The sequence below is a fragment of the Arthrobacter sp. NicSoilB11 genome, from assembly GCF_019977375.1.
GTDB lineage: Bacteria > Actinomycetota > Actinomycetes > Actinomycetales > Micrococcaceae > Arthrobacter.
In genome coordinates this window covers 2,367,602-2,383,711 of sequence record NZ_AP024657.1, presented here as the reverse complement: position 1 = coordinate 2,383,711, position 16,110 = coordinate 2,367,602, and the positions used below count along the sequence as shown (strand labels likewise).

Below are 16,110 nucleotides of genomic sequence, written 5' to 3'. Positions count from 1 at the left end.
AAGGCACCCATCCGGGACGGTCGGAGGTAATTTTCGCCTGGGCCTCCTAGAATTGTGCCGGTAGCGTCTTCATGCCCAAGTGAAGGCGGACTTGCGGCCCGGGGCAGGCATTTCCGTTCCGGACCCCCGGACCGCGCCAAGGACCCGCAGCGTGGCAGGTTCTTGCCGCAGGAGGTGGAACGTGAGCACTGAGAAGCCCTGGCGTCCGCCGACGAGGGACACCGTTGAAGACCTGCTGCGGGACTTTTCCGCCCGGGGCGACGAACAGCTGGATACCCAGGAACGCATCAACGCCCTGCTGGCCGCGGTGGTGTCCCTCGCCGAGGATCTGAGCCTTGAGGCCGTGCTTGACCGCCTGGTCCGTTCGGCCTGCGCCCTGGTCGGCGCACGGTACGGCGCTATGGGCGTCATTGGCGAAGACCGCACCCTGAGCCACTTCATCACGGTGGGTATTGATGAAGACGGAATCCGCTCCATTGGCGACCTGCCGACGGGGCACGGCGTACTTGGCCTGCTCATCCGCGAACCAAAGCCCTTGCGGCTCCATGACCTTGGCCGGCATCCCATTGCGTCCGGCTTCCCGCCGAACCACCCGCCCATGAAGACATTCCTTGGCGTGCCCGTCCGCGTCCGTGACGAGGTGTTCGGCAACCTCTACCTGACGGAAAAGCAAGGTGGCGAGGATTTCACCTCCGACGATGAGGACCTTGCCGTTGCCCTGGCGGCGGCGGCCGGCGTCGCGATCCAGAACGCGCGCCTCTTTGAAGACAGCGGGCGCCGGCAGAAGTGGCTGGAAGCAGGCATGGAGCTCAGCAGCAGATTGATCATGGCGTCCAGCCCCGGGGACGCGGATAACCTGGACGTCGTTGCCGACGCCGCTTTAAAGGTATCGGATGCGGCACTTGCAGTGGTGGCCGTGCCGGCGGGTGGAGGCGTGCTTCGATGCCGGTCCTGCCTTGGTGTGCAGGGTCTCCAGGCAGGCCAGGAATGGAAGGTCTCCCACTCCGTGTGGGACGTGATCGAGGGCGGCGGCTCCTTTGTGGCCAAGGACCCGCGGCAGGTCTTTGAGGCCGGAATGGCCGGGAAACTCGGATCCGTACTCGTGTGTTCCCTGGGGCATGGCAGCAGCGACAACGGCGTTCTCCTGCTGGCCCGCGCACACGCAACTGCCGCCTTCAACCAGGCGGACGCAGAGTCGGGTGCCATTTTCGGGAGCCGGATCGGGCTGGCGCTCGACCTGGCGCGCGTGAACGCACTGCGCGAACAAAACCTGCTGTTCACTGACCGGGAACGGATCGCGCGGGACCTGCACGACCTCGTCATCCAGCGCCTGTTTGCCGCAGGCCTGAGCATCCAAAGCCTGCGCCGCTACACCGTGGACCCGGTGGCGCACGAGCGCATCGCCGCCGTCACCACGGAACTCGATGAAACAATCCGCAAGCTGCGGGACACCATCTACTCGCTCCGGACGGCGGATGAGGAACGCGAACCGCTGACGGGCCGGATCCTGCGGGTGGTCCGGGAAAACTCGCGCAGCTACGCCCTGACCCCCAAGGTGGCTCTGGACGGCCCCGTGGACTCGATCCGGGAGGATGTGGCCGTCCATCTGCTGTCCGTGCTGTCGGAAGGACTCAGTAACGCGCTGCGGCATTCCGGCGCGGACGACGTGGAGGTCACGGTTGCGGTGGGCAAGGACCAGGTCCAGCTTCTCATCCGCGACAATGGCCGGGGCTTCGCCGACCCTGCCCGGGTGAGCGGCCTGGCGAACATGCGCCACCGGGCTGAGTTGTTGCAGGGCAGTTGCATCATTGAGAGCGGGCCAGGCAAGGGCACATCCGTGACATGGACCGCCCGGCTCACCTGACCTGCCGGCTCAGGCAGTGTCCGTGGAGCTCTTGGTGACGTAGACAGCGGCCTGCGTCCGGCGCTCGAAGCCCAGTTTTGCCAGGATCGATGAAACATAGTTCTTGACGGTTTTCTCGGCCAGGAACAGTTCGTCGCCGATTTGCCTGTTGGTCAGGCCCTGCCCGATCAGGGCCAGGACCTTCTTCTCCTGTGCGCTGAGGCCCTCCAGGCGGGGATCGGTGTGTGCCGTGGACAGTCCGGTAATGATCTGCTGCTCAACTCCCGGATCGAAGAGGGACTCGCCCGCAGCCGCTTTCCGGATTCCGGCCAGGAGGTCATCGCTCCTGATCTGTTTCAGGATGTATCCGGAGGCACCGGCCAGGACAGCGCCTCGAAGGGCCTGCTCGTCGTCGTAGCTGGTGAGTATCAGGCAGCGCAGGCGGGGGTCCAGGGAACGCACGTCCCGGCACACCTCGATTCCCGTGCCGTCGGGAAGCCTTCCGTCGAGGATGGCGATGTCGGGGTGCAGTGCGGGTATGCGGCGCGTGGCCTCGGCAGCCGAGCCGCTTTCGCCCACCACAAGGAACCCTTCGCCCTCCAGCAGGTCCTTCAACCCCTGCCGGACAAGTTCGTGGTCATCAAGGATGAACACCCGGACCTGCCCGGGAGATCCTGCCGCCTCAGACCCAGCTTCATGCATCTGCACTGATCGCTCCCAAATCTCCAGGACCAAATCCCGCATTCGTGCGGGGGCGGCCCCCGGGGAGGGCCTGAGCCCATTGTTCCCCAGGAGGCGTCCTGCCGGAAGGGACCTAAGTCCGCCGGCGATCCGCAGGGCGGCACCCGAAGTCTGGGCCCTGTTCCTGTCATGACCTTCGGCCCTACCCCTGAAAGCGCACTTGTTCCATTCTGGGGACGACGCTTGCAGGATGCCCGCAGGAGGGAATGCGGCAACAACAGTGAATGGAGCCGGCATGACTGCCCCTGAAACGCACCCCAGGATCATCGTTGGGGTGGATGGATCAGACGCCTCCATCGCCGCGCTCCGGGTGGCCCGGGCCGTGGCGGAGCCCCTGTCAGCGACGGTTGAGGCCTGGGCCTGCTGGGACGTCCCGGCCGGCTACGGGGTTTACCTCGTCGTAGGGATCGAAGGGTTCAAGTACGCGGCCCACCAGGTCCTCCAGCAGGCACTGGAAGAAGCATTCGGGGAGCTGCCGGCCTTCGTGCATGCCCGCCTGGTACGGGGTAAGCCAGGGCCGGTACTCATCGACGCGAGCCGCAACGCCTCCTTGCTGATCGTGGGCAGGCGGGGACATGGGAGCTTTGTCCTTGGCTCCGTCAGTTCGACGTGCGTGAGCCATGCCCACTGTCCCGTGCTGGTGGTGCACGCCCCGGAGGCGGACGGCGCGGGGGACACCGGCCAGGCAAGCGCCCTGACGGGGAGCCCTGACCCGGCGGCCTGATTGCAGGCGCCCTGACTGACCGACCCGGCATCCCGCCGTCGTACGTGTCATCCCGCCCTAGTGGCTGTGCTGGCCGTCCCCATGATGGTGTGCCGCGCCTTCCCCCACCAGTTCGTGAAGCCCTTCGACTGCCTGTGCGAGTGACAGGCCGGGGGATTGGATGATGAAGGGCATCAGGAGGCGGTTCTCCTTGTCCAGGTGCAGGGCGAAAATCCGTTGGATGGCCCCGGCGGCCACGGCGGCAGCAACGCCTTCGGCGGTCCTGAGCTCTTCAACCAGGCCCACGATGACCTGATGCTCGGCCAGCATGCCGTCCACCAGCAGCTTCGCTTCCGGCAGGCCGTGGGGCCCGCTGTACAGCGGCCCTTCTTCTGCCAGGGCGTGCGGCACCAGCACCGTGTCGCACCAGTCCAGCAACGCAGCCTGCGTTTCCTGTCCGGCGGCAGGGTCCCGTGCCTCCACGGCCTCCGTCAGCACTCCCACCAGCGCGTTCAGTTGCCGCAGCATGTCGGCATGGTGGGCTTCCACCGCCTGCAGCGCACGCGCCTCGGAGCCGGCTTCCGTGCCGTTACCGCCGTTGGTGTTCATTCGTTGTTGCCTTCCAGTTGGGCGACATGCCGGTGGTTGGCCCGCAAGGACCAGCGGAGGTCTTTGATGGCCCAGTACGCTCCGCCGTTCATGACGGCGAAGCCTGCGATGCCCAGGTAGGGCGCCCGGACCACCAGGCCAAGGAGCAGGACGCCCACGCCCGCCGCGAAAAGCAGGAGTCCTCGCCTGACGCGGGTGCGAAGCGACAGTACGAAGGCATCCCTTCCGAGCAGGGCCGCGAATCCGGGGTCTTCCTCCTCCAGGCCATGGCCGATCAGTTCGAGTTCGCGTTTTTCAAATTCAGAGAGCGGCACAGCTGCACCCACTATCCATTGCCTGCGGGAACCGGAACTCAGGTACCCGGCTGGCCGCGCAGGACAGCCAGCCTGTTTCGGTATTCCGCGACGTCGATCTCGCCGCGCGCGAAACGCTCGGCCAGTACGTCTTCTGCCGTTAGTGGCGACGGGGGCCGGGGTGCACCCGGGGAGGGAGCCCGCAGGGAACGGGCCAGCAGGACAATGCCGGTGATGATTGCTCCCCAGACCACCACCATGCTGATGCTCATCAGGACATAGCCCCACAGGCCCATGCCGTCGTTCCAGCCGTACACGTCACGACCTCCGCTGAAGTGGAGGCGGACGCCAGCCGTCCGCCTTCCCTTCCAGTATTGGTTTCTGCCGGTGTCCGGGGCAGAGCCATTAGTCCTGTTCCGGGGCCGGGTACCAGGCTCCGGTCCTCGGCTGCCGGAATGTGCGGAACTTCCGCACCGGGGGCTTATGGCACTGGCACTGGCGGTGGCGGCGCGGGCACGGTGAATCTGGATGAGCATCCGGTTCCGTTGCAGGGGAGTAAAGCGGGAAGGGAGGATGGCACCGTGGCCGTTGCGGACAGCACGTACGACGGCGGGACAGCCCGCCGTGCGTTCCTCACCCATTGGGTGGGCTGGGCGACCCTGGGCGAGAGCCTGGGCTTCCTCGCCCCGGTCCTTGCGTGGTTCCTTGCGGCCACTGCCTGGCCGCGTGCGGAATTTGCACTCCTGGTACTGGCCGGCCTCGCCGAAGGAGCTGTCCTGGGATGGTTCCAGGTCCGCGTCCTGCGGAACCGGTTGCCGGGGATCTCCGCGGCCCGCTGGGTCCTGCTGACCGCGGTGGCCGCGGCATTCGCCTGGTCCGTGGGCATGCTGCCGTCCACCTTCGGGGAATGGCAGGACTGGCCGCTTCCGCTCCGGCTGACTGCGGGTGGCGCGGCGGCAATCCTGCTGCTCGGATCCATTGGCACTGCCCAGTGGTTTGAGCTGCGGCACCATGTCCGGCGGGCGTGGCCGTGGATCGCCGGCAACGCCGCGGCCTGGGCGGCGGGTCTTGCAGCGTTCATGCTGGTTGCCCCGCCTTTGTGGCAGCCGGACCAGCCTGCCTGGCTGATCGCGGTGATTGGCGTGGGGGCGGCGGTCCTCATGGCGGCAGTGATGGCCGTGGTCACAGGCCTGGTGTTGCTGCGCCTTATGCCGGATGCTGCAGCCGCGGGGGATGCGCACTAGAAGCCGCGGCGCCGCAAACGCTTGTCCACGGCGACTGCCACGGATGCGAGCAGGGCCAGGCCAAGGATCCGCAGCCACGCTTCGCCGCTGATGGGGGCGGTGTGGAAGAGCCCGTTCATCAGCGGCGCATACGTGAGTGCCAGTTGGCCGGCCGCCTGCACCGCGACGCCGACCAGGAGCCAGCGGTTGCTGAACGGCCTTATCCGCCACGCCGGCCGGGTCAGCGACCGGCAGCTGAAGAGGTAGGACACCTCCACGGCCACGAAAAGGTTCACGGCGGACGTCCGGGCCTGTGCAAGAGAGGCACCATCGGCCAATTCATGTTCGAAGAGCCACCATGCCCCGGCGACGAGGAGGGCCGAAACGAGCAGGATCCGCACGGTAAGCGCCCACGTCAGGAGGGGGCGGTCCGGCGGCCGTGGCGGCCGGGACATCAGTCCTGGTTCCTTTGGCTCAAAGGCAAGCATGAGTCCAAGGGCAACAGCGGTGGTCATATTGATCCAGAGGATCTGGGTGGGCAGGATGGGCAGCGTTGCGCCCAGCAGGATGGCCACGAGGATCACCAGCCCCTCGGCCATGTTGGTGGGCAGGGTCCAGACGATGAATTTGGTCAGGTTGTCGAAGACATTCCGGCCTTCTTCAACGGCGGCCTCAATGGTGGCAAAGTCGTCATCGGTGAGGATGATGTCCGATGCCTCCTTGGCCACCTCCGTTCCGGTGCGTCCCATCGAAATGCCGACATTCGCCTGCCGGAGGGCCGGCGCGTCGTTGACGCCATCCCCGGTCATGGCGGCCACGTGTCCGCGGGACTGCAGGGCCCCGATCAGGCGGAGCTTCTGTTCCGGCGAGACCCGGGCGAAAACCGTGGCCCGTTCCACGGCATCGGCGAACTGGTCAGGTGCAATGACGTCCAGCTCCGCGCCTGTCAGGGCTGTTCCGCTGTCATGGTCGGCGGCCAGGCCCACCGCAGCGGCAACGGTCACGGCAGTCCGCACGTGGTCTCCGGTGATCATCTTGACCGCCACGCCGGCACGCCGGCAGGCCGCCACTGCCGCCGCGGCCGCTTCCCGGGGAGGGTCGTGCATGGCCTGGAGCCCGGTCAGGGTCATCCGGCCCCGCAATTGGATGGCGGAGAGAGGCCGGCTGTCCGGGGGAAGGCGCATCATGGCCGTGGCCAGCACGCGGAGCCCGCTGTCCGCGAGCGCATGTGCGGCATTGAGCGCGGCCTGCCTGTGGAGGGGCCTGTTGGCACCGTACCTGTCCATTTCCGTGCCGCAGAGGTCAAGGACCCGTTCGGCGGCGCCTTTGACGAACACCACGCCGGCTCCGTGCGGAAGCGTGGAAAGGTGCAGGGTGGCCATGAACTGCCGCTCCGACGTGAACGGCAGTTCCTGCTTCCGCGGGTTGGCAGCCAGGAAGCCGGATACGTCCATCCCGCCCTTCCCTGCGGCCACCAGCATTGCGGCCTCGGTAGGGTCCCCCCGTACGTGCCACCCCTGCCCCTCCCTGCGGACGGTGGCGTCGTTGCAGGCTGCACCGCCCAGGAGGGACCACTGCAGCGCAGCGTCCCCGTCCGCCGGGTGCTCCGCTGAATCCGCCACGTGCTGCCGGCCACCGGTGTGCTGTGCTGCCGACGGGGCGATGCGTCCCTCCGGTCCGTAGCCGGAACCCGTAACGTCATACGTCCCGGAAGGGGTCCAGAGTGCCCGGACTGTCATCTGGTTCTCGGTGAAGGTGCCCGTCTTGTCCGAGCAGATCACCGTGGTGCTGCCCAGCGTTTCCACCACCGGCAGCCGGCGGACCACGGCCCGGCGGCGCGCCATGCGGCGGACGCCAATGGCAAGCGTCACGGTGACGGCGGCAGGAAGGCCTTCGGGGATGGCTCCCACGGCCAGGGCGACGGCGGCAGTAAACATTTGCCCCGGCTGCTCGCCATGTGCCAGCCCGGCAAGGAAGGCCACGGCGGCGAGGGCCAGGATGGCTATGGTGAGCGTCGAGCTGAAGCGTGCCAGTTTGACCGTCAACGGCGTGGCCACCGGCCGGACCGTCCCCATGAGGCGGTGGATCTCGCCAAGTTCGGTTTCGCCGCCGATGGCGACGACGACCCCCGCACCTGTGCCGGCGGTCACCAGGGTGCCGCTGTACAGCATGTTCCTCCGGTCTGCCACCGGCGTGACCGGGGGCAGGACCACCTCGTCCTTGGGCACGGGGTCGGATTCTCCCGTCAGCGCGGATTCGTCCGCCCGTAAGGCGGACAGGCGCACCAGGCGGAGGTCAGCCGGTACCTTGTCGCCGGCCTCCAGCAGCACAAGGTCGCCGGGGACCAGGTCCTCGGAGGGAACCTGCCTCCGTTCGCCGCCGCGCATGACGGTGGCGTGGGTGCGGACAAGCGAGTGAAGGGCGTCAAGGGCCGCTTCTGCCCGGACTTCCTGGACGAATCCGATCAGCGTGTTGACCAGCACCACGGCGAGGATGACGCCGGCGTCCAGGAACGCGCCAAGGACCACGGTGACGGCGGCGGCGGCCAACAGGACGTAGACCAGCGGGTTGTTGAACTGGCGCCCCAGCTTGCGGGCGATTCCCCCGCCCCTGGACCGGGGAAGCTCGTTCGCGCCAAACTGGGCGCGCCGGTGCGCTACCTCTTCCTGGCCAAGGCCCCTGGCCGCATCCGTTTCCAGCAGCAGGACTACCTCGTGGACCGGCAGCCCGTGGTGTGCCGGATCAGGGACAGCGTCCGGTTGGCGGCCGGTGGAGGATGGTTCCGGCCGCGGGGGCTGCACGTGCCCGCGTCGGGAGGGCCGGGTCTTCGCCATGGTGCCGCGGCCTCACTGCCCCGGCAGGGCATCGAGCGTGGTGAAGCCGTATCCTGCGGCAGCGATGCGGTCAATGATCCGGGGGAGGGCGTCGGCGTCGAGGGTGGTGCCGTCGTCGGGATTGGACCCGATGTGCATGAGGACGATTTCACCGGGCTGCAGGCCGGCCTGGACGCGGTCGGCCACCGACTGCACGCTGGAACCTCCACTGGCGCCTTTCCAGCCCAGGGTGTCCACGGTCCACCTGACGGCCACGTAGCCCAGGGAGTTTACTGCAGCGATGGTGCGTGCGTCCCGCTCGCCGTAGGGGAAGCGGAACAGCGGCCTTGGATCGGCGCCGGCTGCCAGGATGGCCTGCTCGGCACCACGCACCTGTTGGAAGATCTGGTCGTTGCCCAGTCCGGTGAAGCCCGGGTGGGTCATGGAGTGGTTGGCCACCCGGTGCCCGGCGGCCACGATCTGCGCTACGGCCTGCGGGTTGCTCGCCGCCCAGTTGCCGGTCAGGAAAAACGTCCCGGCGACCCCCTTGGCGGCGAGGGTGGGCAGGATTTTGGGCAGTCCTGCCGCGTTGGCTCCGGCATCGAAGGTGAGGGCAACCACCCGGCCTGCCCCCGGGATGACGGTCAGGTCCTGGCCGCGGAGGGATCCCGGCAACGGCGCCGGCTGCGGGGGAGTACCCGGCTCCCGGGGTGGCGTTGGCCCGGCCGGTGGCTCCGTGGGCTGCGGTTCGGGAACCGGCGGCACGACGACCGGGGGCTCGACGGGAGCCTGGCCCGCTTCGGGTGTCTCCGTTTCCTGCGGACCCGGCGCGGGGGTGGAGACGGTTGGGCTGGCTGTGCCGGGCTGGCTGGAGCCGCTGGGCAGCGGGGAGGGAGCCTTCGGTGATGCCGACGGCGGACCGGCCGAGGGCACCGGGAGCAACAGGGCCAGTGAAATGGCGAGGACCACCAGGGCGGCGGCGAGCGCTATGGCGGGTGTCCGCCGTCGTGCCTCACTGAGCGGCAATGCCATCACCCGTCCCGGAGGTCAGTACCTTTCCCGCCCGGACGTACCGTTCAGGACTCCTTGGAGCTGTGGGCTCCGCTCTCGGGCGTGTGGACCACCAGTACCGGGCAGTGGGCATGGGCCACGATGGCGGAGCTGACGGAACCCAGGAGCAGGCCGCCGAACCCGCCGTGCCCGCGGCGCCCCACCACGATCATGTCGGCGTCCCGGCTGGCGTCGATCAGCGCCTCACGCGGATGGCCGCGGACAAGGGTCGAGGTGACGTTGGCCGGCATCTCGGCGCCGAAAGCCTGCACCATCGCGTCGTCCAGGACCTTCTTGGCGCCTTCCTCGAAGCCCTCAATGCCCATCATGACGTAGCCCGAGTACACCTGCGGGTACTCCCAGCAGGCGATCGCCTGGACCTTGGCGCCGAGGGGAGTGGCGAGCCGTTGGGCCTGGCGAAGTGCCTCCAGGGACGGTTCCGATCCGTCGACGCCCACCACGATCCTGGCAATTGGTGCCCCGGCTATGCTCATGTCTGCTCCCTCGTCGGACCCTCGCTGTCAGGCCCATCATGCCCGGATGCCTGCTGCGGGGCTAGGGCCGAAGGTCACGGCGCCGCGGGGGCTCCCGCCGGTGGTGCCCCGGCCGGCGGAATCACCGGTCCGGGCCATTCAGGTTCGGTGGCTCCCTGGTCCAGCCGGAATGGTGGATATTCGTCCCGCATCAGCGCTGTGTAGGCAAGGACCCGGTAGATCCAGCGGTCGATGCCGAGGATGAAGTCAAACAGCGGGCGCTGGTAGCGGCCGGTGAACAGCAGGATCACTGCCGCGACCAGAACCAGCAGTCCCAGCAGGGACGGTCCCGCACTTTGCTCATAGGTGGCGCCAACGAAGGTGTTGTCCGCCCGCCACCGCCACGTTGTATTGGTAAACGCGGCCACCAGGAGCAGGTGCGGGATCGAGAGGAGCCACCATTTCACCAGCACCAGCCCGCGGGACAGCCGTTCCGGGTAGTCAACGTCAAAGTCCGCAGGATAATTGGTGCGCTTGAGCGTAAACGGCGGGTAGAGGTCGGTGCCTACGGCGGCGTAGGCGTAGAAGGCCACCCGCCAGTTCCAGCGCATGACACCCACATTGAAGTCGAACAGTGCCCTGGGGTACCGGCCGGTGAACAGGATGGCGAAGCCCGCCACGATGGTGGTGATGACGAACGCAAACCAGAGGAAGAAGAGAAGGATGAAATGCGGTATGGCCAGGAACCACTTGACCAGCCACATCCATCGTGACAGTCCCGGATCGATGTCACCGAAAAGCCTTGCGGGGTAGGCGCGGCGGTCTTCGGCTGCCACGGTGAACGGCTGCGGCGGGGGTGCCACTCCGGGTGCGGCCGGCACTGCCTGCATCCCCGGTCCGGCCATCCCAGGCGCCTGCATCCCCGGTTCCGCCATCCCCGGTCCCGCCATCCCCGGTCCTGCCACCGCCGGGCCGCCCGGTGATGGTCCAACAGGTGGCCGCCCGGCATGCCGGCCCAGTCCCATGGCGCCGAAGACGATGAGGGGAATACCGATCACGAGGGCGATGAGGCCGCCCACCAGCAGGCCTGTGGCTGCCGGCCTGATGAGGTCTGAGCGGAAGCCGGCCTGTGCCTGGACATCAACACCGGAGGAGGCATCGGCATTCATCACCACCACTTCCCAGGTGCCCGGGGTGATGTTCCACGTCAGCTCCTGCTCGCCGGAGCCTGAAACGGAGGCCGTCCAAAAGCGCTGGCCGGCCGGCGGCGATGCGGGGTTGCCGCCCGGAACGTCACGGTATTCGGCGCGGAAAGGCCGCTGCCGGATGTTCAGCAGCTCCGAGTGGTGCACACCTGACAGGTACTGTTCGACGTCGGCCTGCGGGCCGATGCCAATGAACACCGCTTTGTCGGGGATCATTGATGCAATCCGCAGCCGCAGGGTACCGATGTCGAAAGGAAGCCTGCCCGGCACATCCTCGCCGATGGCCTCGGCCCGCGGAGAGGTGAGGGCAAAGGAACTGACGGAAAAACGGGATGTGCCGGAGGTCAGGTATCCGTCCCCCTGGATCGATCCCACCGCCGATGCCACGGCTCCTCCCGCCAGCGCGGCCAGTCCCGGAAGAGAGATCAGGATGCCGAGGACCAGCATGATGATGGCGGCGGGTTTTTTCATGGCGTGGAACCTTCCGCTGTAGGGGAGGATGTGGAGCGGGAAGAAGGACCAGCAGGCGCTGCGGCCTAAAGGGGGCTGTGAACGGTGTCAGTACGGGTAATGATCGTGGGGCACGGGAGGTGCCTGAGCACGCCGTGTGCGGTCGAACCGAGCAAAAGGCGCTTGAAGGCGCCCCGGCCGCGGCTGCCCACCACAAGCAGCCGTGCCCCGGCGGCGGCCTCGACAAGGGCGTCCACCGCGTTTTTTTCCCTGTCGAGCCGCTGGTGCACGGTCAGGTCCGGGTAGTCTTCCTTGAGCCCGGCCACGGTTTCGGAGAGCACGACGCGTTCTTCGTCCACGATGAGGTCCGCGAGCGCCCCCGGCGTCAGGCCGGCGTCGATGATGGGGTCGGGCGCATTGACGGCATAAACGACGGTGAGTTCGTCTCCCTCGCGGTCGGCCTCGGCCGCGGCGAAGGCGACGGCCCGCGTTGCCTCGGCAGACCCGTCAACGCCGACCACCACACCGGACCTGCCTTCGAGGTCCTGGGTCCCGACGACGGCGACAGGGACTTTGGCGGCGGTCGCCACCTGGAGTGCGCGGTCGGCGAGGGCCCCGCCAAGGTGCCCGCTGCCGGAGCCGATGACCATCATCGAGGTCTTCTTCGAATACTTGGCCAGCTGGCCGCCCACGCTTCCGGTGAGCAGTTCCGTAGTCGGCGTGACCGTCACGGTTCCTTCGAGTCTGCCGGCGGCGGTCTTGAGCAGTTCCTCGCCGGCCTGCTGGAGGGTTCCAAACCAGGGGTAGGGTTCAGCTACCCACCGGTCGTCGACGACGTGGAGGATCACCAGCGGCAGGTGCGTCCGGTGGGCGCGGCGGGCCGCCCACAGGACCGCGGCCTGGCTTTGCGCTGAGTCGTTGGTGCCCACAGCGATGGGTTTCTGGGATGTCATGGCCGCACTTCCTGGTCGTCTTGAACTGGTCTTCCTGCCTTTCAAGACTGGCCCCGCCGCCACCGGCACTCTAGGGCCAAAAGTCACGGAAGCGCTGTTCAGGCCGCCCTGCGGCCTTGGCACGCGGCCGGGAACCGCCGTTTGTCCGCTTGGGACGGAAATGCGGTGGCTGTTCACAGGCATACCGTTCCTCAGTATGCTTACTATTATCCGCCCGGAGCCCATGAGAAAGGCATCATCATGACTGAACAGAACGTCCCCGACGATGAGTTGGAAGTTGTGCAGGAAGACGACGTTCTTCTCGACGAGACTCCCGGCGCGGCATCGTCACTGGAGCTCGATCCCGTCAACGGGGAACCTGACAGCTACCCCGGGGCTGCAGAGAACAATCCGGACCGCTGGCAGGAGGACCCGCTGCTGCAGGACGAAGCAGTCTCGGGGGAGGAGCAGGACTTCCTGAGTGACCAGACGCTGCGGGACGAAAGCGCGCAGGCCCGGTACCGCTCCGGCGATGAGCAGGTGCCGCCGGACACACCCACGCTGGGTGAAGCAGCAGCCGACGTCGATTTCGGCGGGAATCCCACCGGCCTGGAAGCAGACGCAAGCGACGACGAGGAAAACTTTGGCGGCTCGCCCCTTAGTGAGTTTGAGCCGGACGACCTGGAACGCTAGCAATCCCGGGGCCGGGTGCGCCCGGGCCCGTCCGCAGGGAAGGAGACCCATGCACTCCAAGGAGTTGTTGCTCGAGGCGTTTGACCGCCTCCCCGGCCTGGTGGGGCAGGTACTGGACGGGCTGGATGGGGAGCAGCTGCAGCTGCGTCCTGCAGGCCAAGGCAATTCCATCGCCTGGCTGGTCTGGCACATGGGACGGGTGGAAGATGCGCAGGTTGCGTCCGCCTCGGGATTGGAGCAGGTCTGGAAGGCCGAAGGATTCGTAACCCGCTTCGGGCTCCCGCTGGCGGACAGTGATACGGGCTACGGCCACTCAAGCCAGCAGGTGGACGCAGTCCGCGCGCCCCGGGAACTCCTGCGGGAGTATTACCAGGCCGTTCACCGGCAGACTGCCAGGGTCCTGGAAGGTATCGGGGATTCCGACCTGGACCGTGTGGTCGACAGGCGCTGGGATCCGCCCGTCACCCTGGGCGTGCGGCTGGTCAGCATCCTGGGGGACTGCCTTCAGCACGGCGGCCAGGCCGCCTACGCCAAAGGGTTGCTTGCAGCGTCAGATTCCAACGGTGCGTGAACTCGTAGTGCTGGGCACTGCGTCCCAGGTTCCCACGCGGACCCGCAACCACAACGGCTACTTCCTGCGCTGGGACGGCGAAGGGCTGCTTTTCGATCCCGGCGAGGGTACCCAGCGCCAGATGATCCGTGCGGGAGTGGCGGCGGGCGCCATCACCAGGATCTGCCTTACGCACGTGCACGGGGACCATTGCTTCGGCCTTCCCGGGGTGCTCTCCCGGATGGTTTTGGACGGCGTGGCGCACCCGGTCCACCTGCATTATCCGGCGTCCGGTGACCAGGTGGTCAGGGCCCTGGTGGGTCTCAGCCCGCCCGGGCTTGACGTGAGGCTCCATCCACATGGCGGCGCCGGTGCCGTGGCGGACAGGCTTGAGGTCCGGCCCCTCAAGCACCGCATCGAGACATACGGCTACCTGCTCACCGAGCCAGATGGCCGCACGTTCCTGCCGGAGAGGCTGCGGGCGGCGGGCATCGAAGGGCCCGACGTGGGCCTGCTGCAGCGCGAAGGGGTCCTCGGAGCGGCCAGACTGGAAGAGGTCAGTATTCCCAGGCCGGGCCAGCGCTTCGCTTTCATCATGGATACCGCACCGTGCCACGGTGCCGAAGAACTGGCAGCAGGCACGGACCTGCTGGTGGCCGAGTCCACGTTCAGTGACGACGACGTCGGCCTGGCCCGGCAATACCTGCACCTGACCGCCGGGCAGGCAGGGGAACTTGCGGCGTCCGGGAAGTCCCGGATGCTGGTGCTCACCCACTTCTCCGCACGCTATGGCGACGGCGTCCCGCACCTCGCGGAGCAGGCACGGGCGCGGGCTCCGGGAACCACGGTCATTGCCGCTGAGGACCTGCAGCACATTGCCGTTCCCCGCCGCCGGCAACCGGCACGGGAAGCAGCGGGCGGAACTACGGCGATAGGGTTAAGCCATGACGGCAGCAGCTGAATCCACGGTCACTTTTGACGGCCGTTTCGCCCGGGAACTGTCGGAACTCGCCGTTCCCTGGCAGGCCGAGGAAGCCCCCAGCCCCGAGCTCCTGGTCCTGAACGACAGGCTCGCACGCGACCTGGGCCTGGACCCAGGGTACCTTCGCAGTCCCGAAGGGGTGCGGCTCCTGGTGGGCAACCACGTTCCGGCGGGCGCCACCCCGGTGGCGCAGGCCTACGCGGGCCACCAGTTCGGCGGCTACTCTCCGCTGCTTGGCGACGGACGCGCCCTGCTGCTTGGTGAGGTCACGGACAAAGGCGGCCGCCTCCTGGACCTCCATCTCAAAGGCTCGGGGCGCACGCCGTTTGCCCGCGCCGGGGACGGACGTGCCGTCGTCGGGCCCATGCTCCGTGAGTACGTGGTCAGTGAAGCCATGCATGCCCTGCACATTCCCACCACCCGCTCGCTCGCGGTCGTGGCAACTGGCCGGCAGGTCAGGCGTGACGGCATGCTGCCCGGTGCGGTCCTGGCGCGGGTTGCCGGCAGCCACCTGCGCGTCGGCAGCTTCCAGTACGCGCGGGCCACGGAAAACTTCGAGCTGCTGAAGCGGCTGGCGGATTTCGCCATCGGCAGGCACTACCCGCACGCTGCCGGCGCCCCAAACCCCTACCTGGAGTTGTTCGCCTCGGTGGTCTCCGCCCAGGCGGACCTGGTGGCCCGGTGGATGCTGGTGGGGTTCGTGCACGGGGTCATGAATACGGACAATATGACCATCTCAGGGGAAACCATCGACTACGGCCCGTGCGCGTTCATGGATGCGTTCAATCCCGCCGCTGTCTACAGTTCCATCGACGTCAGCGGACGCTACGCCTACGCCAACCAGCCGGTGCTGGCCGAATGGAACCTTGCACGGCTGGCGGAGGCAATGCTGCCGCTGATCGACGGGGACCAGGAAAAGGCGGTTGCCCCCGCGGTGGAGGTACTTGGCGGATTCCGCGGACAGTACAGCCAGGCGTGGTCCGGCGGCATGAAGGCCAAGCTGGGCCTGTCGGGGGATGCGGACAGCGACGCCGCCTCCGCCCTGGTGGACGGTGCCATTGCCATCCTGAAGGACGGGCCGGTGGACTACACCTTGTTCTTCCGGAACCTGGGCAAGGCCGCGCGGGGGGACCTCCGTCCCGTGCGCGGCATGGTCCTGGACCTTGCAGCGTTCGACGCCTGGGCGGAGCGGTGGCAGGCCCTGGGGCCCGACGCGGAACTGATGGACAGCGTGAACCCTGCCTATATTCCGCGGAACCACCTCGTGGAAGAGGCGCTGTCCGCCGCCACTGACGGAAACCTGGCTCCCCTGCAGCAGTTGCTCGAGGCCGTCGGCAGCCCCTTCGCCGAGCGGCCGGGCCTGGAACGCTACGCCGAAGGTGCCCCTGAGGATTTCGGCACCTACATGACCTTCTGCGGGACGTGACTGCCTCAGCGGTACGGTGCGGAAATGACAGGAGGGCGGCAGCCGGGAATACCCGGCTGCCGCCCTCCTGTTTAAGAACAGCTTTGCTGTTTAATACCAGCCTGCTGCTGCCAAAGCGTTGCGA

16 protein-coding genes are annotated in these 16,110 nt (G+C 67.5%); 7 read left to right on the top strand and 9 right to left on the bottom strand.

Going from position 1 to position 16,110, the window contains the following annotated elements:
• Positions 1–181: 181 nt before the first annotated feature.
• On the top strand, positions 182–1,864 hold the full coding sequence (locus LDO14_RS10970; protein ID WP_223991713.1) for a GAF domain-containing sensor histidine kinase: 1,683 nt from the start codon (positions 182–184) through the stop codon (positions 1,862–1,864).
• A 9-nt stretch (positions 1,865–1,873) separates the two neighbouring features.
• On the opposite strand, the gene LDO14_RS10965 is transcribed toward LDO14_RS10970, so the two are convergent.
• A complete protein-coding gene (locus LDO14_RS10965; protein ID WP_051081367.1) occupies positions 1,874–2,545 on the bottom strand; it encodes a response regulator transcription factor in 672 nt (223 codons plus the stop codon).
• A gap of 274 nt (positions 2,546–2,819) precedes the next feature.
• Here LDO14_RS10965 and LDO14_RS10960 point away from each other — a divergent pair, with 274 nt between their 5' ends.
• A complete protein-coding gene (locus tag LDO14_RS10960) occupies positions 2,820–3,308 on the top strand; it encodes a universal stress protein (protein ID WP_223991704.1) in 489 nt (162 codons plus the stop codon).
• A gap of 57 nt (positions 3,309–3,365) precedes the next feature.
• Here the strand turns inward: LDO14_RS10960 and LDO14_RS10955 are convergent, their stop codons facing one another.
• From LDO14_RS10955 to LDO14_RS10945, 3 genes are read right to left on the bottom strand one after another with little or no spacing between them, the layout of a single operon-like run.
• Positions 3,366–3,896, bottom strand: a complete 531-nt coding sequence (locus tag LDO14_RS10955; protein ID WP_223991702.1) for a hemerythrin domain-containing protein — start codon at positions 3,894–3,896, stop codon at positions 3,366–3,368.
• Complete coding sequence (locus tag LDO14_RS10950; RefSeq protein ID WP_018769383.1) at positions 3,893–4,210, bottom strand: DUF3040 domain-containing protein; 318 nt, start codon at positions 4,208–4,210, stop codon at positions 3,893–3,895. The genes LDO14_RS10955 and LDO14_RS10950 overlap by 4 nt, the downstream gene beginning before the upstream one ends.
• Before the next feature lie 38 nt (positions 4,211–4,248).
• On the bottom strand, positions 4,249–4,506 hold the full coding sequence (locus LDO14_RS10945; RefSeq protein WP_082581719.1) for a hypothetical protein: 258 nt from the start codon (positions 4,504–4,506) through the stop codon (positions 4,249–4,251).
• A gap of 264 nt (positions 4,507–4,770) precedes the next feature.
• Here LDO14_RS10945 and LDO14_RS10940 point away from each other — a divergent pair, with 264 nt between their 5' ends.
• Positions 4,771–5,433, top strand: a complete 663-nt coding sequence (locus LDO14_RS10940) for a hypothetical protein (protein ID WP_223991699.1) — start codon at positions 4,771–4,773, stop codon at positions 5,431–5,433.
• On the opposite strand, the gene LDO14_RS10935 is transcribed toward LDO14_RS10940, so the two are convergent.
• From LDO14_RS10935 to LDO14_RS10915, 5 genes are all read right to left on the bottom strand, one after another.
• A complete protein-coding gene (locus tag LDO14_RS10935) occupies positions 5,430–8,246 on the bottom strand; it encodes an HAD-IC family P-type ATPase (RefSeq protein WP_223991697.1) in 2,817 nt (938 codons plus the stop codon). The two genes, LDO14_RS10940 and LDO14_RS10935, sit on opposite strands and share 4 nt — an antisense overlap.
• Positions 8,247–8,258: 12 nt before the next feature.
• Positions 8,259–9,257 (bottom strand): polysaccharide deacetylase family protein, encoded by a 999-nt coding sequence (locus tag LDO14_RS10930; RefSeq protein WP_223991694.1) that lies wholly within the window; start codon positions 9,255–9,257, stop codon positions 8,259–8,261.
• Positions 9,258–9,301: 44 nt separating this feature from the next.
• Positions 9,302–9,769 (bottom strand): universal stress protein, encoded by a 468-nt coding sequence (locus tag LDO14_RS10925; protein ID WP_056390546.1) that lies wholly within the window; start codon positions 9,767–9,769, stop codon positions 9,302–9,304.
• Positions 9,770–9,843: 74 nt separating this feature from the next.
• Positions 9,844–11,424: a DUF4389 domain-containing protein gene (locus LDO14_RS10920; RefSeq protein ID WP_056390543.1), complete on the bottom strand. Its 1,581-nt coding sequence runs from the start codon at positions 11,422–11,424 to the stop codon at positions 9,844–9,846.
• A gap of 65 nt (positions 11,425–11,489) precedes the next feature.
• Entirely contained in the window at positions 11,490–12,356 is an 867-nt protein-coding gene (locus tag LDO14_RS10915; RefSeq protein ID WP_018769376.1) for a universal stress protein, read from the bottom strand.
• Between the two features lie 240 nt (positions 12,357–12,596).
• Between LDO14_RS10915 and LDO14_RS10910 the strand changes: the two genes are divergently transcribed.
• Genes LDO14_RS10910 through LDO14_RS10895 form a run of 4 tightly spaced genes read left to right on the top strand, consistent with a single transcriptional unit; the run spans position 12,597 to position 15,986 of the window.
• Positions 12,597–13,028, top strand: coding sequence for a hypothetical protein (locus LDO14_RS10910; RefSeq protein ID WP_056390539.1), 432 nt, complete (start codon positions 12,597–12,599; stop codon positions 13,026–13,028).
• Between the two features lie 49 nt (positions 13,029–13,077).
• Positions 13,078–13,599 (top strand): DUF664 domain-containing protein, encoded by a 522-nt coding sequence (locus tag LDO14_RS10905; protein WP_223991693.1) that lies wholly within the window; start codon positions 13,078–13,080, stop codon positions 13,597–13,599.
• The gene (locus LDO14_RS10900; protein ID WP_223991691.1) at positions 13,592–14,539 is read left to right on the top strand and encodes a ribonuclease Z; all 948 of its coding nucleotides are present in this window, start codon (positions 13,592–13,594) and stop codon (positions 14,537–14,539) included. The genes LDO14_RS10905 and LDO14_RS10900 overlap by 8 nt, the downstream gene beginning before the upstream one ends.
• Complete coding sequence (locus tag LDO14_RS10895; RefSeq protein ID WP_056390533.1) at positions 14,523–15,986, top strand: protein adenylyltransferase SelO; 1,464 nt, start codon at positions 14,523–14,525, stop codon at positions 15,984–15,986. The genes LDO14_RS10900 and LDO14_RS10895 overlap by 17 nt, the downstream gene beginning before the upstream one ends.
• The last annotated feature ends 124 nt before the right edge of the window (positions 15,987–16,110 follow it).

Coding starts and splice junctions, on each gene's coding strand:
- LDO14_RS10965 (WP_051081367.1), bottom strand. CDS start 2,545: ATGCATGAAGCTGGGTCTGAGGCGGCAGGATCTCCCGGGCAGGTCCGG.
- LDO14_RS10960 (WP_223991704.1), top strand. CDS start 2,820: ATGACTGCCCCTGAAACGCACCCCAGGATCATCGTTGGGGTGGATGGA.
- LDO14_RS10955 (WP_223991702.1), bottom strand. CDS start 3,896: ATGAACACCAACGGCGGTAACGGCACGGAAGCCGGCTCCGAGGCGCGT.
- LDO14_RS10935 (WP_223991697.1), bottom strand. CDS start 8,246: ATGGCGAAGACCCGGCCCTCCCGACGCGGGCACGTGCAGCCCCCGCGG.
- LDO14_RS10930 (WP_223991694.1), bottom strand. CDS start 9,257: ATGGCATTGCCGCTCAGTGAGGCACGACGGCGGACACCCGCCATAGCG.
- LDO14_RS10925 (WP_056390546.1), bottom strand. CDS start 9,769: ATGAGCATAGCCGGGGCACCAATTGCCAGGATCGTGGTGGGCGTCGAC.
- LDO14_RS10920 (WP_056390543.1), bottom strand. CDS start 11,424: ATGAAAAAACCCGCCGCCATCATCATGCTGGTCCTCGGCATCCTGATC.
- LDO14_RS10915 (WP_018769376.1), bottom strand. CDS start 12,356: ATGACATCCCAGAAACCCATCGCTGTGGGCACCAACGACTCAGCGCAA.
- LDO14_RS10910 (WP_056390539.1), top strand. CDS start 12,597: ATGACTGAACAGAACGTCCCCGACGATGAGTTGGAAGTTGTGCAGGAA.
- LDO14_RS10905 (WP_223991693.1), top strand. CDS start 13,078: ATGCACTCCAAGGAGTTGTTGCTCGAGGCGTTTGACCGCCTCCCCGGC.
- LDO14_RS10895 (WP_056390533.1), top strand. CDS start 14,523: ATGACGGCAGCAGCTGAATCCACGGTCACTTTTGACGGCCGTTTCGCC.